The sequence below is a fragment of the Pelotomaculum sp. FP genome, assembly GCF_004369245.1.
In the GTDB taxonomy this organism is placed as follows: domain Bacteria; phylum Bacillota; class Desulfotomaculia; order Desulfotomaculales; family Pelotomaculaceae; genus Pelotomaculum_C; species Pelotomaculum_C schinkii.
Window position 1 is genome coordinate 75737 of record NZ_QFGB01000012.1, and the last position, 18015, is coordinate 93751.

General features: G+C 44.9%; 17 protein-coding genes. All 17 read right to left on the reverse strand.

Going from position 1 to position 18015, the window contains the following annotated elements:
• Window positions 1–5: 5 nt before the first annotated feature.
• Complete coding sequence (gene nadA / locus Psfp_RS06990; RefSeq protein WP_134217832.1) at window positions 6–299, reverse strand: quinolinate synthase NadA; 294 nt, start codon at window positions 297–299, stop codon at window positions 6–8.
• 54 nt (window positions 300–353) lie between these two features.
• Window positions 354–563 carry a hypothetical protein gene (locus tag Psfp_RS06995; RefSeq protein ID WP_134217833.1) on the reverse strand — a complete coding sequence of 70 codons (210 nt, stop codon included), beginning with the start codon at window positions 561–563 and terminating at the stop codon, window positions 354–356.
• Between the two features lie 335 nt (window positions 564–898).
• On the reverse strand, window positions 899–1600 hold the full coding sequence (locus tag Psfp_RS07000) for an NUDIX hydrolase (RefSeq protein WP_348981111.1): 702 nt from the start codon (window positions 1598–1600) through the stop codon (window positions 899–901).
• 811 nt (window positions 1601–2411) lie between these two features.
• Window positions 2412–4148, reverse strand: a complete 1737-nt coding sequence (locus Psfp_RS07005; RefSeq protein ID WP_134217834.1) for an aldehyde ferredoxin oxidoreductase C-terminal domain-containing protein — start codon at window positions 4146–4148, stop codon at window positions 2412–2414.
• 100 nt (window positions 4149–4248) lie between these two features.
• Window positions 4249–5403, reverse strand: a complete 1155-nt coding sequence (locus tag Psfp_RS07010) for an iron-containing alcohol dehydrogenase (protein WP_134217835.1) — start codon at window positions 5401–5403, stop codon at window positions 4249–4251.
• Between the two features lie 57 nt (window positions 5404–5460).
• The gene (locus Psfp_RS07015) at window positions 5461–5691 is read right to left on the reverse strand and encodes a MoaD/ThiS family protein (protein WP_134217836.1); all 231 of its coding nucleotides are present in this window, start codon (window positions 5689–5691) and stop codon (window positions 5461–5463) included.
• A 98-nt stretch (window positions 5692–5789) separates the two neighbouring features.
• Complete coding sequence (locus Psfp_RS07020) at window positions 5790–6560, reverse strand: 2Fe-2S iron-sulfur cluster-binding protein (protein ID WP_134217837.1); 771 nt, start codon at window positions 6558–6560, stop codon at window positions 5790–5792.
• Between the two features lie 13 nt (window positions 6561–6573).
• Complete coding sequence (locus tag Psfp_RS07025) at window positions 6574–8382, reverse strand: NADH-quinone oxidoreductase subunit NuoF (RefSeq protein ID WP_192895298.1); 1809 nt, start codon at window positions 8380–8382, stop codon at window positions 6574–6576.
• Window positions 8375–8947: an NADH-quinone oxidoreductase subunit NuoE gene (gene nuoE / locus Psfp_RS07030; protein ID WP_243120517.1), complete on the reverse strand. Its 573-nt coding sequence runs from the start codon at window positions 8945–8947 to the stop codon at window positions 8375–8377. The genes Psfp_RS07025 and nuoE overlap by 8 nt, the downstream gene beginning before the upstream one ends.
• Window positions 8901–9170: a ubiquitin-like small modifier protein 1 gene (locus Psfp_RS07035; protein WP_134217838.1), complete on the reverse strand. Its 270-nt coding sequence runs from the start codon at window positions 9168–9170 to the stop codon at window positions 8901–8903. The genes nuoE and Psfp_RS07035 overlap by 47 nt, the downstream gene beginning before the upstream one ends.
• A 162-nt stretch (window positions 9171–9332) precedes the next feature.
• Window positions 9333–11138: an aldehyde ferredoxin oxidoreductase family protein gene (locus Psfp_RS07040; RefSeq protein WP_134217839.1), complete on the reverse strand. Its 1806-nt coding sequence runs from the start codon at window positions 11136–11138 to the stop codon at window positions 9333–9335.
• A complete protein-coding gene (locus Psfp_RS07045; protein WP_134217840.1) occupies window positions 11138–11617 on the reverse strand; it encodes a 4Fe-4S dicluster domain-containing protein in 480 nt (159 codons plus the stop codon). The genes Psfp_RS07040 and Psfp_RS07045 overlap by 1 nt, the downstream gene beginning before the upstream one ends.
• A 455-nt stretch (window positions 11618–12072) precedes the next feature.
• Window positions 12073–13227: an iron-containing alcohol dehydrogenase gene (locus Psfp_RS07050; protein WP_134217841.1), complete on the reverse strand. Its 1155-nt coding sequence runs from the start codon at window positions 13225–13227 to the stop codon at window positions 12073–12075.
• A gap of 319 nt (window positions 13228–13546) precedes the next feature.
• Window positions 13547–14377 (reverse strand): aquaporin, encoded by an 831-nt coding sequence (locus Psfp_RS07055; protein WP_134217842.1) that lies wholly within the window; start codon window positions 14375–14377, stop codon window positions 13547–13549.
• A gap of 141 nt (window positions 14378–14518) precedes the next feature.
• Window positions 14519–14842 (reverse strand): DUF4387 domain-containing protein, encoded by a 324-nt coding sequence (locus tag Psfp_RS07060; RefSeq protein ID WP_134217843.1) that lies wholly within the window; start codon window positions 14840–14842, stop codon window positions 14519–14521.
• A 20-nt stretch (window positions 14843–14862) separates the two neighbouring features.
• Entirely contained in the window at window positions 14863–16233 is a 1371-nt protein-coding gene (locus Psfp_RS07065) for an acyclic terpene utilization AtuA family protein (protein WP_243120518.1), read from the reverse strand.
• Between the two features lie 514 nt (window positions 16234–16747).
• Window positions 16748–18015, reverse strand: a 1268-nt coding sequence (locus Psfp_RS07070) for a thiamine pyrophosphate-dependent enzyme (protein ID WP_243120519.1), incomplete at its 5' end; no start/stop codon positions are given.

An 18015-nucleotide genomic window follows, 5' to 3' on the forward strand; every position in this document is an offset into this window, starting at 1 on the left:
ACCCCCTATCCTATTGACAGCATTCGCTCCAGACAGCAGGCGGCCCGCACGTGGACGTTCTCCGGGACTTGGACCCTGGGCTGGAGCGTCAGCAGTGCCCGGTGAACACTTTCCAGGGTGGTCTTCTTCATGTTGGGACATACCATCCGTTCTGAGGCCATATAAAACAGCTTTTCTGGTGCTTCCTTAATCAACCAGTGAATAATGCCTGAGGAGTAAACGCTGTGGAGCATGGTGGAACTGGCAAAGCCGCAAATCGTATCGGCTATATATCTATCCTTCCATTCTTTCACTATCATTGAAATTACCCCTAAAGACTAATTTACATAATGCATAATGACCTGATATTTCAGTCAAAGCAAGCATCGCTCAAACTTTAACTCAGTGTACTGCTTTACCTTATCTACTATTGCTCTAGCAGCCTCCATAGGGTCTTTGTCCATGCTTGCCATCATCACGATTTTAACTTCCTCAGTAATCTTCTCCCACTTTAAGGCTTCTCCAACTTCCAGCTCTTCACAGAATTCTTGGAGAGTAAGATGTTTCTTTTTTGATATACCCAAAGCTAAAATCCCTCCGATCGTCAATCAACTCAAGATCCCTTTTAACAGCGGCGTGGTTTGTAAAATGCTCTTATCACCACAGAGCTGTTTTTTTGTGTTTCATTTATTCTCATTACTTGTTCTTTCTGCAAGAGAACAGCCAAACCATCATTCATTATCTTTCAATCCCCATAAAATATTAAATGATTATACCGTAGCGCTAAGATTGAATATTTATCGTATTGACTCAAGCCACCCAAAAGCATTCTTCCTTCCGTAGTTGACATTTAATAGTTATGTATCCAGAATAACTGCATACACTTAGTGAATTTCAAGTCAAAGTAATATCTCGGGCATTAGTCTAAATGCAACATCTGTGTATCAATTTTGTTTCTTAGCCTTTCAATGGCATACTCAATGATTTTTGCATGATCAAACGCTATTCCATTGGATTCAACAACTTTTCTTTCTGTTTTGGTTGCGTTACCTTCAACAACCTTTACGGTCTTTACAATGGCAGAAAGGTTATCTCCTTCATTTGAAAAGCTCAACTTGAAAAGTCTCTGTAGAATATATCCTCTTTCAGTTAAGGTCCTTTGCTCCTGATACAATTTACATGAAATAGCGAACCATTTTGCATCATCCGCGTCATCACTGGCCCTTATATCAAGTGCTGAGCTATCAACAAGTGACATATAGGAAGTACTTATCACTCTTGTGCGTGGATCTCTGGCTACATCTCCCCATGTATAAAGTTGTTCCATATATACATCATCAATGTTGGTCTCCTCTTTAAGTTCCCTTAGTGCTGCTTCATCCAAGCTTTCATCTATATTCACAAATCCCCCTGGCATAGCCCATTTACCAATATATGGATGGTCACCCCTTTTAATCAGAAGCAGTTTCAAAACTTTCCCTGGCAACTTTTCTTCTTCAGTTATGGTAAAAATAAGCATATCTACTGTTACTGATGGTCTCTCATATTTACTTGCATCGTAGGCTGCCAAGAATTGCTCCTCGGTAAGTCCCTGTTTATTTATTAATTTAGTTTCATTCATTTATTAACACCTTTATTTATAGTTTGATATTCTCACTTTGTGTAAAAGGACATTTGAAAATTATTATTTTCAGTAATAAAAACCCCACACTAAAAACCAGCACAATTGGACTTAAAGCTTTCCAGGTGGTCTTCTTTATATTGAGACATACCATCCGATCTGAGGCTAGAAAAACAGCTTTTTTGGCGCTTCCTGAAGTAACTGGTAAAGAATCCCTAATTAGGTTCAGGCCTGCATTCCGGGTGGACCAGCACAAGGGATCGAGGGTGTTCCGCCTTGGCCTTGCGGATATCTTAGGCTGTAAGAGATCTTTGGTACAAATGCGCTAGGATCACCGCATCCCTCTCTGTCTTAATACTACGGCTCTCCTTGGAAAGCTCCCCATGGCTAACTGGCACTTACATTTAAAACTTTCAACCCTTCTGCTTAAAATTACGTTTAATTTTTCCAGCACGCTCACCTTTTTTATTAAAATTTTTGTACAATACCAACCTTTATTTTTTTGAAAAGCAATAATTGTGCCAATAATCTTTATTGCTTTTTAGATTATTCTCAAGGTGCCTATTTATCTACAATCTTCCCTAATATTATCCCAACAATTGATTACTTCATTTAATGCGTAAAGAAGATTACTGCTTAAATTTTAAGCAGTAATCTTCGCTAAAACGGCTTTATATAAGTCTTATTAATTTATGCTCATTTTTTGAAATTATGCTCACTTTTTAAGCAGTGATTATTTTTAGGATTGATAACCGGTATAAATTACAATCCAACCCAAAAGCATGGTGCTGTATTTTTGATTAGCAGCTAACTATAGTCTAGCCGGCATAGGCGGAAATTCGCCCCAAAACTCAGTGTCCCAATAACGGGCGTATTCAGATTCAGGAATATCCGACTTACGCCCATGGGGGATCAGTGGCTCATCACGCATAAATTCAGGCACCCATTCTTCGTTTACTCCTGCTGCAATATTAAACATTCGCTCATACTTAATAGTATCCTTACCGATTTCCGACATAAAAGATGTATCTGTATATTTAGTACCAAGTACTTGGTTAAACAGTTCAACCAACAGATAGGTGTCTGCTGGTCCAATACCACGAGCAATAAAAGAACAAAAATAAGTGTCGTAGAAAGCAACAGTCACTTGGATGTTTCTGGATACGTCAATTGCGCCCTCCCAATGGAAGTGATCAATTGGTGTTCTAAATGTAACTGCTGCTGTATGGTCAGCTCCCATAGGTGTCATAGTGTAGGTTACGCCCATACTCTTTACACCACGTGGATCATATGCCGCCATTGCTTGACCTTTAACAGCCGGCACTTTATCAATACCGAAAACTTTGCCAACTGTAACTGCGCCACTGCCAATAATTTTGCCCAGATATGTCCCCTTGCCAATTTCATCAATAAGTTCCCGCGCGCGCTTTTTGTCACCCCAAACGAAGATTCCCGCATGGGCTGCTACTCCCAGAGCAACTCCAACCTCAATTGTATCCAGACCATAGTCATTACACAAATAGGTCATTTCAGCAATGCTGTCCAGGTCATCGATACATAGATTAGGCCCTAACAAATCTCCAGATTCATATTCCAAGGGAGAAACTATTTTTTTACCATTCTTGTCAGGATAGATATTGGAACAACGGACAATACAGCCTGGCATACAAGCATGAATCGGTTTCCCCTCTCCTCCCCTTTTCGCAATCTCTTCTAAATAACGTTCACCGTTGACCTCCTCAACCCTGTCCCAGGTACCTTCTGTAAAGCCTTTTGTTGGCATAGCTCCCAAGGCATGTACAGGCATCATAAAGCCCATTGTCCCCATCTTTGTATAGAACGCTGCACCAGGGTTGGAAAGAATTGCCTTGTGCAATTTCATACGAACGTTTTTAAATGCTGCTTCATTTTGCACTTGACGCTTAAAATTCCCATCATGTTCAATAACAATTGCTTTAATATATTTTGCACCCATAATCGCGCCTACGCCACCACGGGCAGCTGCGCGGCCGGAATCGCCTTCCATATCATTAACGAATACACCAGACGCGCCAAGCATCTGTTCGCCTGCCGGACCAATACTAATGACGGCAGCAGATTTGCCGTAACGTTCCAACAATGTATGTGTTGTCGCGTAAGTACCCTTACCGCGCAAATCTTCCGCATCAACCAGCTCCATAACATCTTTATTGATGTGCAATATTTGCAAGCGCTTATTTTCTGGACGCCCTTCTACAATAATTGCTCTTATCCCGTGGCACGCCATGCGGGAACCTGCAACTCCACCAGAGTTCGCTTCTTTTGCGCCGCCTGTTAATGGGCTCTTTCCGCCTACGGAGATACGTCCTGCACAGGTAATTCCTACTCCTTCCATGGGGCTGGAGGCTATGATCAGTTTATTCCTGGGTCCAATTGGATTGCAAGTAGGTAATATCTCGTCATAGGTAATGCGTGCAACCAAGCCACGGTTTCCTAATATTTTGTACTTTTCAGGAACCGGTTCCACCTTAATTTTTCCGGTCGTCATATTTACTCTAACTATATACATATAAAGACCTCCTATATTCCAAACTTTTGCGTCATATAGGTAGCCCTTAACGAAAAGTTGGTGAAATGCTATTTAATATTAAATTTGAGTTAGATCAGACTTAAAATGCGTCTTTATATACTTTTTGAATGGCCTCGATTGTCATTTTGCGAGGATTCAGTCCCATTAAACGTGTGTTGTTGTATGAGATTTCAGCAAAAGGCTCCAGGTCACTTTCAACAACCCCAATTGCAGAAAGTGTAGGGATATCAATATCTTTAGCAAGAGTCTCAACGGCCTCAACTGCTTTATATGCGGCCTCACGTACGGAAAGGCCCTCCACATTTTCACCCATGAATATTGCCATGTCCCTAAATTTTTCCATATCACCAAGAGCATTGTAGCGCATAACTGCCGGCAGTAATGCAGCGTTAGCAACACCATGAGAAGCTCCATATTTTCCCTCGATAGGATATGCCATTGCGTGGCAAGCGCCCAAACTTGCTACAGCCATAGCCCATCCAGCATACATAGCACCCAGCATAACGTTATATCTTGCATCAATATCACTACCATTGCCAACAGCTGTACGTAAATTCTTAAAGATCAAGTTAATCGCTTCTCGATGAAACATTCGAGTCATTACGCTTGAGGCATTGGAAACATACCCCTCAATACAGTGGGTCAGTGCATCCATACCTGTAGCTGCTGTAAGGCTAGGAGGCATCGATATTGTAAGTTCCGGGTCGACTAATGAAACATTTGCCATCAGGTATTTGCTTCTTATACCGCTTTTAACATGGGTTTTATCATCCTTAAGTATACAAGCGTCAGAAACTTCACTTCCGGTACCTGCTGTTGTTGGAATCATGATCATCGGGCAAGCCGGGTTTGGAACTTGATCAACACCAAAGTACTGAGAAATAGGAAGCGGGTTATTTAACAGAATAGCAATTGCCTTTGCGGTATCCAGAGAACTTCCGCCACCAAAACCAATAACACCGTTATAGCCTTTTTCAAGCATGAATTCATATGCTTTTTCGACCTTTGAAATAGCTGGACTAGCGCCGAAATCACTATAGACAGAGTAGACTATGCCGCTGTCTTCCAACACAGCTGTCACTTTTTTTACAGAACCACTCTCAACCATAAAAGGATCGCTCACAACCAGGACACTATTTAATTTTAACTTTTTACATACATTACCAACCGATTTTACTACACCCAGACCGAATTGAATTTCTTGAGCTGATAAAAAAGAAAATTGTTCCAGCATTGCTTATACCTCCAAAATTTTTCCAGATTCAATAAGGGGATATTAACAAAAGAAACTTTAACCACCAAAGATAACCGGCAGCAACTCCAGTTCATCATTCTCCTGAATGATGTAATCCCATTTACATATATTGCCTTTTTTCACTACGTTCATTACGTTATCCCGGTTCAGTCCGAACTGCTCCAAGAGGTTATCTATTGTTGCACCCTGCTTCACATCTATCTCTACCCATTTTTTCCCTCCGATTGCTTCATGTAACATTCCGTATGCTCTAACAGTTATTTTCATTTCTTCACTCCAGAAATTTCTTTTCCGTACTTTCCCTATTCAAGAAAAAGCTTGCGTTCAACGGTGGCCACACCTAGCAAAGTAAGGCAAACAGGGTCTTAACGGACATACCCCTTTGAAACAGTAACATTGGCGTAGGTTTCCCCCAACCGTTTGCCGGCGATTACTCTTTTGCAGGTTTCGCAAACGAGTTCATCCACAGGTTGTTCCAGGTTGCTTTTTAGGTAGGCGACTTGCTCCGGGGTAATGAAAGGCTTGCCGCATACCGAACAGGAAACAAGTTCAAATTCCTTGTTCCAGATCCTTCTTTTACCGTGGCTTTCCGTTACCCCGATAGCCCCGGTCGGGCATACGGCGGCGCAGGCGGCGCAGCCAATGCAGGTTTTTGACGGCTCGTCATAGGGAGTCGCCACTTTTTTGGTAATGCCCCTGTTGACGGTAGAAATGGAGTTGGCACCCATCTTCTCGCAGGCGCTGACACAAAGGCCGCACATTACACAGTGCTCGTCCTTGTCCCCTTGCAAACGGGTTGGCGGGGCTACCCCGTATTCCTGCATCAGTTTGCGGATATAAGTATTTTGCGGCGCCCTTGCCCCCAGGAGCATGAGCAGCGTTTTTCTCATCCGGATGATTTTTTCCGAAGCGGTAACCACTTCGATTTCACTGGTAATGGGGTAAACACAGGAAGCCACCACTTTACTCCAGGCGCCTTCAATTACCTCAACGACGCACAACCGGCAGCTCGCTAACCCCGGCAGCGCGGCGTTGTGACAAAGGGCCGGGATATGAATGCAATTCTTAAGCGCAACATTCAGGATAAACTCCCCGCGGGATGCTTCACACTGTTGACCATCGATGGTGATTTTCAATTCCTGACCCTCCTTAGACGGCTATTATCGCATGGAACTGGCATTTGTCAATACAGTTGCCGCATTTGATACATTGACTCTGATTAATGCTGTGGACACACTTGCGCTCCCCTAATATGGCGCCGGCCGGGCAAAGCTTGCGGCAAAGCCCGCAGCCAGTACAGGTATCCGGGTCAATAGTGAAGGTGGTTAGTTCCGGGCATACCCCGGCGGGACACCTTTTGTCCCTGATGTGCGAAAGGTATTCATCCCTGAAGTACTGGATGGTCGTGATCACCGGGATGGGAGCGCTCTTGCCCAGACCGCAGAGAGAAGCCTCTTTGACCGTATCACAAATTTCCAGCAAGAGTTCCAAATCCCCCGCCTGACCTTTGCCTTTGCAAATGTCGTTTAAAATCTCCAGCATTCTTTTGATGCCTTCCCGGCAGGGCACGCACTTGCCGCAGGACTCCTCGGCCAGGAAGTTTAAGTAATACCTGGCTACGTCCACCATGCAGGTCCGGTCGTCCATAACGATAATGCCGCCCGAGCCCATAATCGAACCTGCCTTGGCCAATGAATCGAAATCCACCGGCAGGTCCAAAAGCTCCCCGGGAATACAACCTCCCGACGGCCCGCCGGTCTGGACAGCCTTGAATTTTCTGCCGCCGTCAATACCACCGCCGATATCAAAGATTAGTTCCCGCAAAGTTATGCCCATCGGCACTTCTACGAGGCCGGTGTTCTTCACCTTGCCGACCAAGGAAAACACTTTTGTTCCGGTGCTTTTGGGCGTGCCGATAACGCTGAACCAGGCCCCGCCCCTGTTGACGATCACCGGGACATTGGCCCAGGTTTCCACATTATTAAGGACGGTAGGCTGTCCCCAGAGGCCTCTTTCCACCGAGCGGATATATTTCGCCCTGGGTTCTCCAACTTTTCCTTCGATTGAGGACATCAGCGCGGTTGATTCACCGCAAACGAACGCGCCGCCGCCCCGCACGATTTGAATATCGAAAGAAAAACCGCTGCCTAAAATGTTTTCGCCCAGAAAACCAGCCTCCCTGGCCTGAACTAGCGCGCCGGACATCGTTTTGACGGCCAGGTCATATTCATCCCTAATATAGGCAAAACCTTTGTGTGAATGAAGCGCATAGGCGCAAATGGTCATACCCTCGATAACACTGTGTGGGTCACCTTCCATAATGCTCCGGTCCATAAAGGCGCCAGGGTCCCCTTCGTCACCGTTGCAGAGGACATACCTGGGGGTATTTTGGTAACCTGCGCACTGTTTCCACTTGCGTCCGGTTGGAAAACCAGCTCCGCCCCTGCCCCTTAATCCTGATTGCGCCACTTCTTCGATGATTTCATCCGGGGTCATACTGAAAAGCGCTTTCTTCAAGGCGGTATAGCCGTCACGTTCCAGGTAATCGGAAAGCTTGTCAGGATCAATCACTCCAACGTTGCGCAGGGCGATTTTCATTTGCCGCCTGTAAAATTCATTGTCTTTTGGTGACTTGATACGCATGCCCGTAACAGCGTCACGGGGCAGCAGCCGTTCGACAACCTTGTTTTGCAGAATAGTTTTTTCAACGATTTCCTCGATATCGCTCTCTTTAACCTGATAGTAGGCGATATCCTCCGGCAGGATCTTTACCACCGGCCCTTTAGCGCATAAACCGTCACAGCCGGTTTTTTTAACTAGAGTTTCCACGGTAACGTCAGCATTTATTTTAGCTAATTTTTCACGTAGTTTATGATAAAGCGCCAGGCTGTTGTTGGCGAGACATCCCGGCCCGCAGCAAACCTGGATAGTCTTATTCTGCTGGTTAATCTCAGGCACAACCCGCACCCCCGAATTCGTTCAATATTTCCCGGACTTTGGCGGGAGTAACCTTGCCGTAATACGTTTCGTCGATGACCATAGCCGGAGCCATGGCGCAGGAACCGAGGCAGTTTACCGTTTCAAGCGAGAATTTGCCGTCCCTGGTGGTTTCCCCAGGATTAATTTTAAGAAACTTAGCTATTTCATCAACAATAACCATGGAGTACCGGATATGACAGGCCGTACCGTCACAGACCCTAATCACGTGTTCCCCCTTGGGTTGCAAACTTAATGCCTTATAAAAGGTAGCCATACTGTAAAGCTTGCTGAGAGGAATACCAAGGTAGTCGGCTAGCTGGTTAAGTGACTCCCTTGGAATATACTTAAATTTTCTTTGTATATCCTGGAGCATGGCTAGTGTAAATCTTTGCTCCTTGGGGTAGTTGGCCATGACCTCCCGGGTATATGATAAAATTTCCTTCTTCACTGCTAGCGTTTTCATCCTTTCGTTAAAGGCGCCGGGCACAGGCCTGGTCCTAGCCTCCACCGAGTACCGGAAAAATAGAGATATCGTCATTTTCATTGAGCTTTGTAGCTAATCCGGCCAGGTGCGCTACATGTCTCCCATTAACCATGATAACGACCTCCGAGCTAAGATTTTCCCCCTGAAACACCTTGGCCTGGAAATTTTTGCCGTATTGTTCAGACAGCTTCTCCAATAAATCTTTGAGGGTTTGACAGTGCCCACAATATATTTCTTTCGTTCCGGTGTAGTCCCTGATATGGGCGAAAAACCTCACCTTCACAAGCATCACCTCAATAATTTTATGAGGAATTTTATGTTGCCGTGCAGCAGATTAAGGGCTTTAATAATGATTTGTATACTACATTTCTGTGAGGTCATGTAATGAACGAATCTGCAAGTTGCCGGCAGTTTACAACCGGCAGCTTGCAGATAAACAAAACTTCTAGATGGATAGTTCTTTTAATTTTTCCACGGTTGGTACACCTTCCGCGTCCCAACCTCTTAAACTGTAATACTCGGAAAGCATGACGTCAAGTTCGACAACCTGCCCTTTAGCCGGTCCATTTTTCGCCGGTTCATTTAACAGCCTGGGGGGCAGGGCGTCGTCCACTTTGGTAAAGCCTGCCTTGAGGTTGAAGAGTTTCTCAAGGTTCCAGGTACGCTCACCCGCCTTCATAATTTCTTCGTCAGTGCAATCCCAGCCAAAAGCCGCCCTGAACAATGCGGAAATTTCCGGCAGACCGATAGCGAAAGTGGTGAACAAGCAAATCCCTGATGAATCGAAAACTGCCGTTAAATCCTGAAATGCTTTTTGCCAAAAGGCCTTGTCAGTAGTGACAAACTGGTCGATTTTAACCGGTGTCCCCAATATTTCGGGAGAAGTCGTATAGCCTCTGACGTGACAGCCACCGCGGTTGGACGTAGCATATCCCAGGCCCATGCCCTTCGCACCCCTGCCGTCGTAACCCGCCATTTCCAGTTTCTTAACACTCATGGACAGCTCCGGGTGGCCGTACAGAGAAGCCATTCTATAGGATCCTTCAGCCATTTTATCACCGAAGCCTTCTCTTAAAGCGGTCATTCTAGTGAATTCTACAATGCCTTCAGCATCACCAAAATCCAGATCTCTACCCAGCTCTTCTTTTGTCACGATCCCCTTATTATACATTTCCATAGCGCAGGCAATTGTCGATCCCATCGAAATTGGGTCTATCCCCAGTTCGTTGCAGATAAGGTTTGCTTTAAAGATGGCGGCCAGATCTTTTACCCCGCAGTCGGCGCCTAATGACCAGCCGGCCTCATACTCGGGGCCTTCCCCAAAACCCTTAAATTTTCCGTCCGGTACCCTAGTCCACCGGCCGCAGGCAATATTGCAACCAAAGCATCCCTTAGCACGTACGAGGTATTTATCGGTCAACGTTTCACCGCTGATCTCATCGGCTTCCTCGAAATAACTGTATTGCCAGTTTTTAGTGGGAAATGCGCCGGCCTGGTTAATAACATTAATACAATTCATCGTACCCAAGGTATTCAGGCTCCCGCCTTCACCTGAAACAGGGTGGGCTTTCAGCTTCGCCCGGGCATCCAAACTAGCCGCTAAAAATTCTTCCGGTTTGGCCACCTTGACGGATTTTGTTCCCTGTACCGCCACTGCTTTGAGGTTTTTCGAGCCCATGACGGCGCCCAAGCCGGTCCTGCCCGCCGCCCGGTGCTTTTCATTCATGATGGTGGCAAACTTGACTAGTTTTTCTCCCGCAGGTCCGATACAAGCGACCTTAACGTCCGGGGAAATTTCTTGAAGCAGCTCGTCAGTTGTATCAAAAACGGTTTTTCCCCACAGGTGCTCCGCGCTTCTCAGCGTTACTTCATCATCATTGATATTAAGGTAAACCGGCTTATCCGATTTGCCTTCAAAAATAATACCGTCATAACCGGCATACTTTAATTCGGGAGCGAAGTGCCCGCCGGAATTGGACGCCGTGATGGTACCGGTCAAAGGCGATTTGGTGATTGCGTCATACCTGCCAGATGATGGAGCTATGGTCCCGGTTAAAGGGCCGGTCAATAATATTAACTTGTTTTCCGGGCTCAATGGATCTACTTTGGGATCAACCTCATCCATCATAATCTTGGTGCCGAGGCCGCGTGCTCCCAGGTATAGTTCGGCGTCACGCTTATTTAACGGTTCTTTTTTAATTGATCCATTGGTTAAATTGACGCGAAGTATTACTCCTGTCCAGCCAAACATTATTCAATCGCCTCCCCGAATACTTCCTTGAATTTTTCAGCGATAATCTTCTTTTTGTTTAAGTTGGTAGAGGTCGCTTCTTTGTATTGAATGGCTCCTGAAGGACATAAAGCAGCACATTTAGGTTCTCCGCCACAAAGGTCACACTTAACCATTTTTCTCTCTTTGCCATTGTATATGATATTTCCCAGCGGGCAGGCACTAATGCACATCCTGCAGCCGATGCACTTATCTTTGTTGATCACAACAGCGCCTGCATCATTGAATTCTATCGCACCAACAGGGCATACCTTCTTGCAAGACGGGTTTTCACACTGCATGCACATCACTGGTACAGCGATTGCAGCCTCCTCATAGATCAAAACGTTAACCGCTGCATGTTTGGGGTTGAATTCATTGGTTTTACCAAATGAACAAATTATTTCGCAAGTTCTGCAACTAAGACATTTTTCCGGTGAAATCATCAGGATTTTGCTCATGAACCCCACCTGGACACCGTATTAAGACGGCGCCAGTTACACCCCCTTCGTGTAGTACTTTTTTTGATTGCTTCTTTTCCAGCACGACTCATTTTAAAGGCTAGCTGCTCTATCACAAAGCTCAACCCTGTTTTGGATAGCTAAAATTAGCCCAAACGGAACCCATCTGCCCGTCCGAAAAGTAATCCAATTCACAATTAGCAGTAAATCTTATTAGATGCAAAATAACAACAAACTGATCACTCAACAAACGCCTTATATATCTAAAGTCCCTATAATGTTCCGCCTTACTATCTATCGTCAAAAGATCAAAACTTTCATCCCACCCCAAATACTTCTTCAAGATAATACCTTGCAGCATGGTTCACGCCATCATTTTCATGGATTAGCTTTATGGAGCGGGGAGGGTTCTTAGCCCTCCACCAACTCCATACACTTTTAACCAGTTAACCCGATTATTTATAATTGTCGTATACTTTAACAAGGATCTCTTCTAACTCTGCCTTAGTGAGCGGGCTGGGAATAAACGGCCAGCAGTTATCCGCCATAATCATATCGGCAATTCCAACCAGCTGTTCTTTAGTGATTCCATAATCAGCAATGGACTTGATGTCCATACTCTTCATAAAAGCACGCATATTATCGGCAACCTTCTTGCCCAATACTTGCGGCGAATCACTGTCGCTGTATTCAACGCCTAAAGCGTCGGCTACACCTTTTACTTCTTCAAACTTGCCTATTGCAGCAAACGCCATTGTTTCTGGTAATGCCCAAGCACAGGAAATGCCGTGCGGTACATGGAATGCTGCTCCCATGCACTGGGAGATAGCATGTCCGAGGTGGCAGCAGGTATTGCTGAATGCGATACCTGCAAAGTTGCTGGCAAGCATCATATTTTCTCTGGCTTCAATGTTGGTTGGCTCTCTATAAGCGACCGGCAGCCACTTGGTAACCTTACGGATAGCATCGAATGACAGCATTGTGGTCATGGGGTTGGTAACAATAGTGGTCATGGACTCGGCGGCATGTGCAAACACGTCCATACCGGTGGATGCTGTAAGGTGTGGCGGTAATTTATAAGTCAACTCAGGATCGCAAATTGCCAGAGTACCAGTTGTCAGCACTACTTTCTTAGCCCCAGTAGCGGAATTGGTAATAACCCCATAAATCGTATTTTCACTGCCTGTACCTGCAGTAGTGGGAACCAGAATAATAGGCAGGCCCTTCTTGTAATCCCATCTTTCGTACCACTGAGAGATAGGCGCAGGGTTTGTGGTCAGTATATTGATAGCTTTCGCAGCATCCATAACGCTGCCGCCGCCCAAACCAACAATGCCGTCAACATGTTCTAGTCTGGCGACTTCGCCGCCCTCGTTGCAAACAGTATCCAGCGGATCCGGCATAACCTTATCAAATATTACAACTTCAATGCCGGCTTCTTTAAGTAATCCCTCAACCTTTGCCGCCACACCAACTTTTACAAGCCCTTCATCTGTGACGATCATAGCCTTAGTAATATTTAGCTCTTTTGCTTTTTCTCCAATAAGTTTTACAGCGCCTGTTCCAAAAATGGTAGGACAGGTTTGTGAATAAGTTGCAATTTCCATCATATAATTTTACCTTCTTTCTATTTTTTTACTTCTTTACGATATTATTCGACAATATTATTCAACGATGTTATTCTACATAGTTTTTTAGAATCCTGCAAATTATCTGGTATTTCGACATCCAAAGACATACTTCTCCACGCTGTTTTTTATTTCCTATCACCCCACTCAAGATGCCTGAAATTATTTAAATATCACCACCTTATGCTGCAATTTATGTTATATTTTCAACCATTAATAATAGGAAACTATAAGGAGGGAATTCGTATTAAATTATCAGGATTAATTGCTAAGTTTTTAACACAACCTATTTCAAACAGGATTAAGCCTCTTGCTTGGGAATACACGGCAGCAAAATATACTTCCAAAGCGCTCCGGCGAGAACACCACCCAGTAGAGGGCCTACCGTCCAAATATACCAAGGTCCACCCACACCGCTGGCTGGGCCAGGGAAGGATACTTGACCCCAACCTAGTATCCATGTAGCAATCCTCGGACCCAGGTCACGGGCAGGGTTGATGGCAGCCATGGTTTGCGGCGAAGTAACTAAGATGAGATATCCGACAACCAAACCAACAATCAGTGCAAAAATTCCCGCGCTTGGCCGAAATGGGTTTTTGGGATCGACAAAAGCAAATACCATGACTACCAGCATCATCGTACCGAACATTTCACTTACAATAGCTCTCCATGTAGGTACCACACTGGCATCCCAATGATTTAATGCAGCAAATGCTGGATGTGGAGCATAACAATTAAAAATCATTGCTGTTATTTGCGATTCAATTGAGCCCCTGACAATATTATGTGCTGCTTCATAAGCTGTGATCATGCCACCGACAATCATATACAGGAAAAGCGCGCCAACACACCATCCTAATACTTGAGCTATCCAATAAGGTATCACGTCTTTTTTAGGAAACCCCCCGAAAAGAGCGAAGGCAAGAGTTACGGCCGGATTTAAATGAGCTCCGCCAACAGCACCAGTAAGATATACTGCAAATGTAATCGCAAAGGCAAAAGCAATACCGACCCCAAATAGATCTAATCCTCCAGAAACAATTGCGACAGCCACACACATTAGTCCCAAAAAACCCAATGTCCAACAACCAATGAATTCACCTGCTAGTTTTTTCCATAACGAGCTGTCCATGATAATACCCCCTCATCAATTATCAAACTCTTTTGCGATCCTTACTGCACTTGGGTTGAGCAGCCATCCCCTATCGGATTCGCCCCCCTTATTGCCAAATATTGGATTTAGCTTCCCCCCTCTCTGATTCTTCAAATGCGCTCACTTCCAGTCAAACTCCCAGTTCAGAAGTGGCGCATGTTGCTGCGCTCCGTAAATATCCGTATCTCCTATATCTCCGGAGGCCGTAGGCCTAACCATAGTAGCCTTGATGGCCCTGGCCGGCGCAAATTCCACTACGGAAATTATCTGGCTCTCCGGTATCCGGTACAATTGAGCAATCTTTGAAACTGTTATAAGTTTTTTGCTTACTACTTTTTCATAAATCTCATCACTTCTAAAAATGATGTCCAGTGTCAGTTCGTATGGACCTGCATTTTTACTGCGAATAACCTCTGCCAAATCTGATAAATACAAATCGATCACATCCTTTTTTATATAACCGGTTAACTAATCTGTTCAAAATTCAGTGAGAATAATTCCTTTGGATCATATACCTCGACTAAATGATGGACACAGAAACGATACACCTCGCCTGCTTTAAGATCGGAAGGAGAGTAAGGAATGGCAAGATTCCCCGCAGTTGACATGCGATTAGGATATCCATAGTGCAATAACGTAGAACGTGCAAAACTGCAGATGGTATTAGCATCTTCCTGGCTTTTTGCTACTGCCTCGATAATGATGCCCAACTCATGACTTGTAGAATCCTTGAGAGGTTCTAAATCATTCATAACACCGTTACGGCCGTACAACCTGAAGATCAAGTGATAAGAACCGTCAAGATTTTTAAAGTTGTCTTTTACCCTTTCCCGAACGCCTTGAATAATATCATTTACTTGTTTGATAAATATGGGATCCCTGGCGCCGGCGATGGAGACTGTGCGGTATCCAACCAGACTTGCTCCTTCAATTTTTATGGTATAGGGCCTGACCTGAATGAACTTGCTGCCTGAGACTTTTACAATCCTCTCTCCAACCTGTTCAAAGGTTGTCTCCCTGAGGTCCAAGGTTCCACCCGGACCGGGCAGTAAATAAGGATTGGATTTTTCATACAGAGTATGGGCAGCGACTGAGGTCGTTGTACATTTCCTCATTTCATTCATGGGCTCCAGGCAAAAATGATCTTTTCTTAAATAGCCCATCATGCAATCACTACCGCTTCCTGGTGTTGCTGCGATACAAGCGCATTCCAAAATCTTGCCCATATGCAGTGCTAGAGCAGGGTCATATCCTTTAAAGATTGGATAACAGGCAAAAACAGAAGGATCATATGAACGTCCGGCAACAATTACATCCGCTCCCTGGGTTAACGCTTCAATAAATGGTTCCAACCCCATTTGGCCTACGACTGCCGTGCTGCACTCCAGGTCTTCACGTCTAATTTCTTGACCCGGGGGCAATTCTTTAATATCGCCAAGCTCGAACCTTCTTAGCAGCTCATCTTTTGGAATTTCCGCTTCAATTGCTGCAAGTTTGAAATTTAAATCATGCGCTGATGCTATTTCCCTAATAATTTCAAGACACCAATTTAGATGTTTGTTGGCACCAGCTCCCCCCGCACTCCCAACAATAAGTGGAATTTTGGCACTGCAGCAGGCAGTTAAAATAACTTCTAAATCCCTTTTAACAGCACCACGATCTGTAAAAGAATGTCCTGAACCCAAGTAATAAGGGCCGGGGTCTGAAGAACCGGCATCAACTGCAATAACATGTGGTTTTTTTGCAATTCCGTTTTGAAAGGAATCTAGCGGAAAACCATAACCCAAGATTGCTGTAGGTGATAACACCCTAATCTCCTGTTCATCTAATTCCAATTCTTTCTCCTCCTCAATAAACGAATACGCCATTGATTATAAAAAGTGGCTATTTGGATATCTTTTTGTAGATAAATTACACTTAACTGCCAAATCAAATGGCTTAAACCGTTAATTTGTTTTGTTGTATCCTCGTTGCAGTATAATAAAGCAACTTCCGTGCCACATGAAAAAAGCCCTAAAATTAATATTCCGGGCAATGAACTGCTCAATATTTTAACGCAGTCCGCTCATAATTTGAAATTTTCTTTAAACACACACAATTGTGTTTATAAAACATGAGTCAACCGGGCCAGAAATAAAACCATGCAATAGAAACAAAGTATAATTATGGTAATTTAGTTAAAACAAAAGGGTAAAATTTAAGACATACTCTTATTTTTCATGAAAATCTCAGATATAATTTAGTGAAACAGCTCTGCTGGGATAGGTGTGACTGGATTTACATAAAAGAAACGGAGGGCACAATGTCCTCCGTTTCTTTAAATTTGCGTGGAAGGCACTCAGCAAACTTTTAACCTTCCGCGAGTTTTTTGTAGAATTCGTATCTTTCCCTGGCATCTTCCTGTGTTTTTTGGAAGAGCTGTTCTGCTTGTGCCGGGAACAGTTTGGCCAGTGAGTTGTAACGAACTTCGCTCATAATGAAGTTTCTGAAGGAATCCAGATCCGGCTCTTTAGAATCAAGGATAAATGGATTTTTTCCCTCTTGCTTGAGCGCGGGATTGTATCGGTACAGGTGCCAGTAACCGGATTTAACTGCCTTAGCCATTTCTTCCTGGCTCCTGGTCATATTGATGCCATGGTTAATGCAGGAAGAATAACAGATGATCAGGGACGGCCCGGGATACTCCTCTGCTTCCTTGAAGGCTTTAACGCACTGGGCCTGGTCGGCGCCCATAGCAACCTGCGCCACATATATGTAGCCGTAGGTCATGGCCATGGCACCTAGGTCTTTCTTCTTCGTCTTCTTACCTGAGGCAGCAAATTTGGCGATAGCCGCGGCAGGGGTAGATTTTGAAGACTGGCCGCCGGTATTGGAATACACCTCCGTGTCTAAAACCAGGATATTGATATCTTCACCGGATGCCAGCACGTGGTCTAAACCACCGTAACCGATATCATAGCCCCAACCGTCTCCGCCGAAAGCCCAGTTGGACTTCTTGATCAGGAAGTCTTTCCTGTCGATAATCCCTTGAATTACAGGATGGGTCTGCCCTTCCAAGAGAGGCAGGATCTTGGCTGTAGCAGCTTTGGACGCCTCAGCGTTGTACATGCCTTCCAGCCATTCCTGGAACGCCTCTTTAAGTTCCTGTGGAATATCAAGGGATATGGCTTCTTGCATCAGCTCGGCAACTTTATTTCTGATCTTCTTAACACCAAGATACAGACCGAAGCCAAATTCCGCGCTGTCCTCAAACAGGGAGTTGGACCAGGTCGGGCCCTTGCCTTCCGCATTTGTGGTGTAAGGCATGGAAGGAGCGGCGGCAGCCCAGATGGAGGAGCAGCCCGTGGCGTTCGACATCATCATCCTGTCTCCAAAGAGCTGGGTGAGAAGTTTTACGTACGGTGTTTCGCCGCAGCCGGCGCAGGCGCCGGAGAACTCCAGCAGGGGCTGGCAGAACTGACTGCCTTTTACGCTGAATTTATTCCAGAGGTTGTCTTTTACAGGAATCGTCATGGCAAATTCCCAGTTGGCTGCTTCAACTTCTTTTTGGCTGTCAATGGGTTCCATAACGAGGGCTTTTTCCTTCGACGGGCAGGTATTCATGCAGACTTCACAGC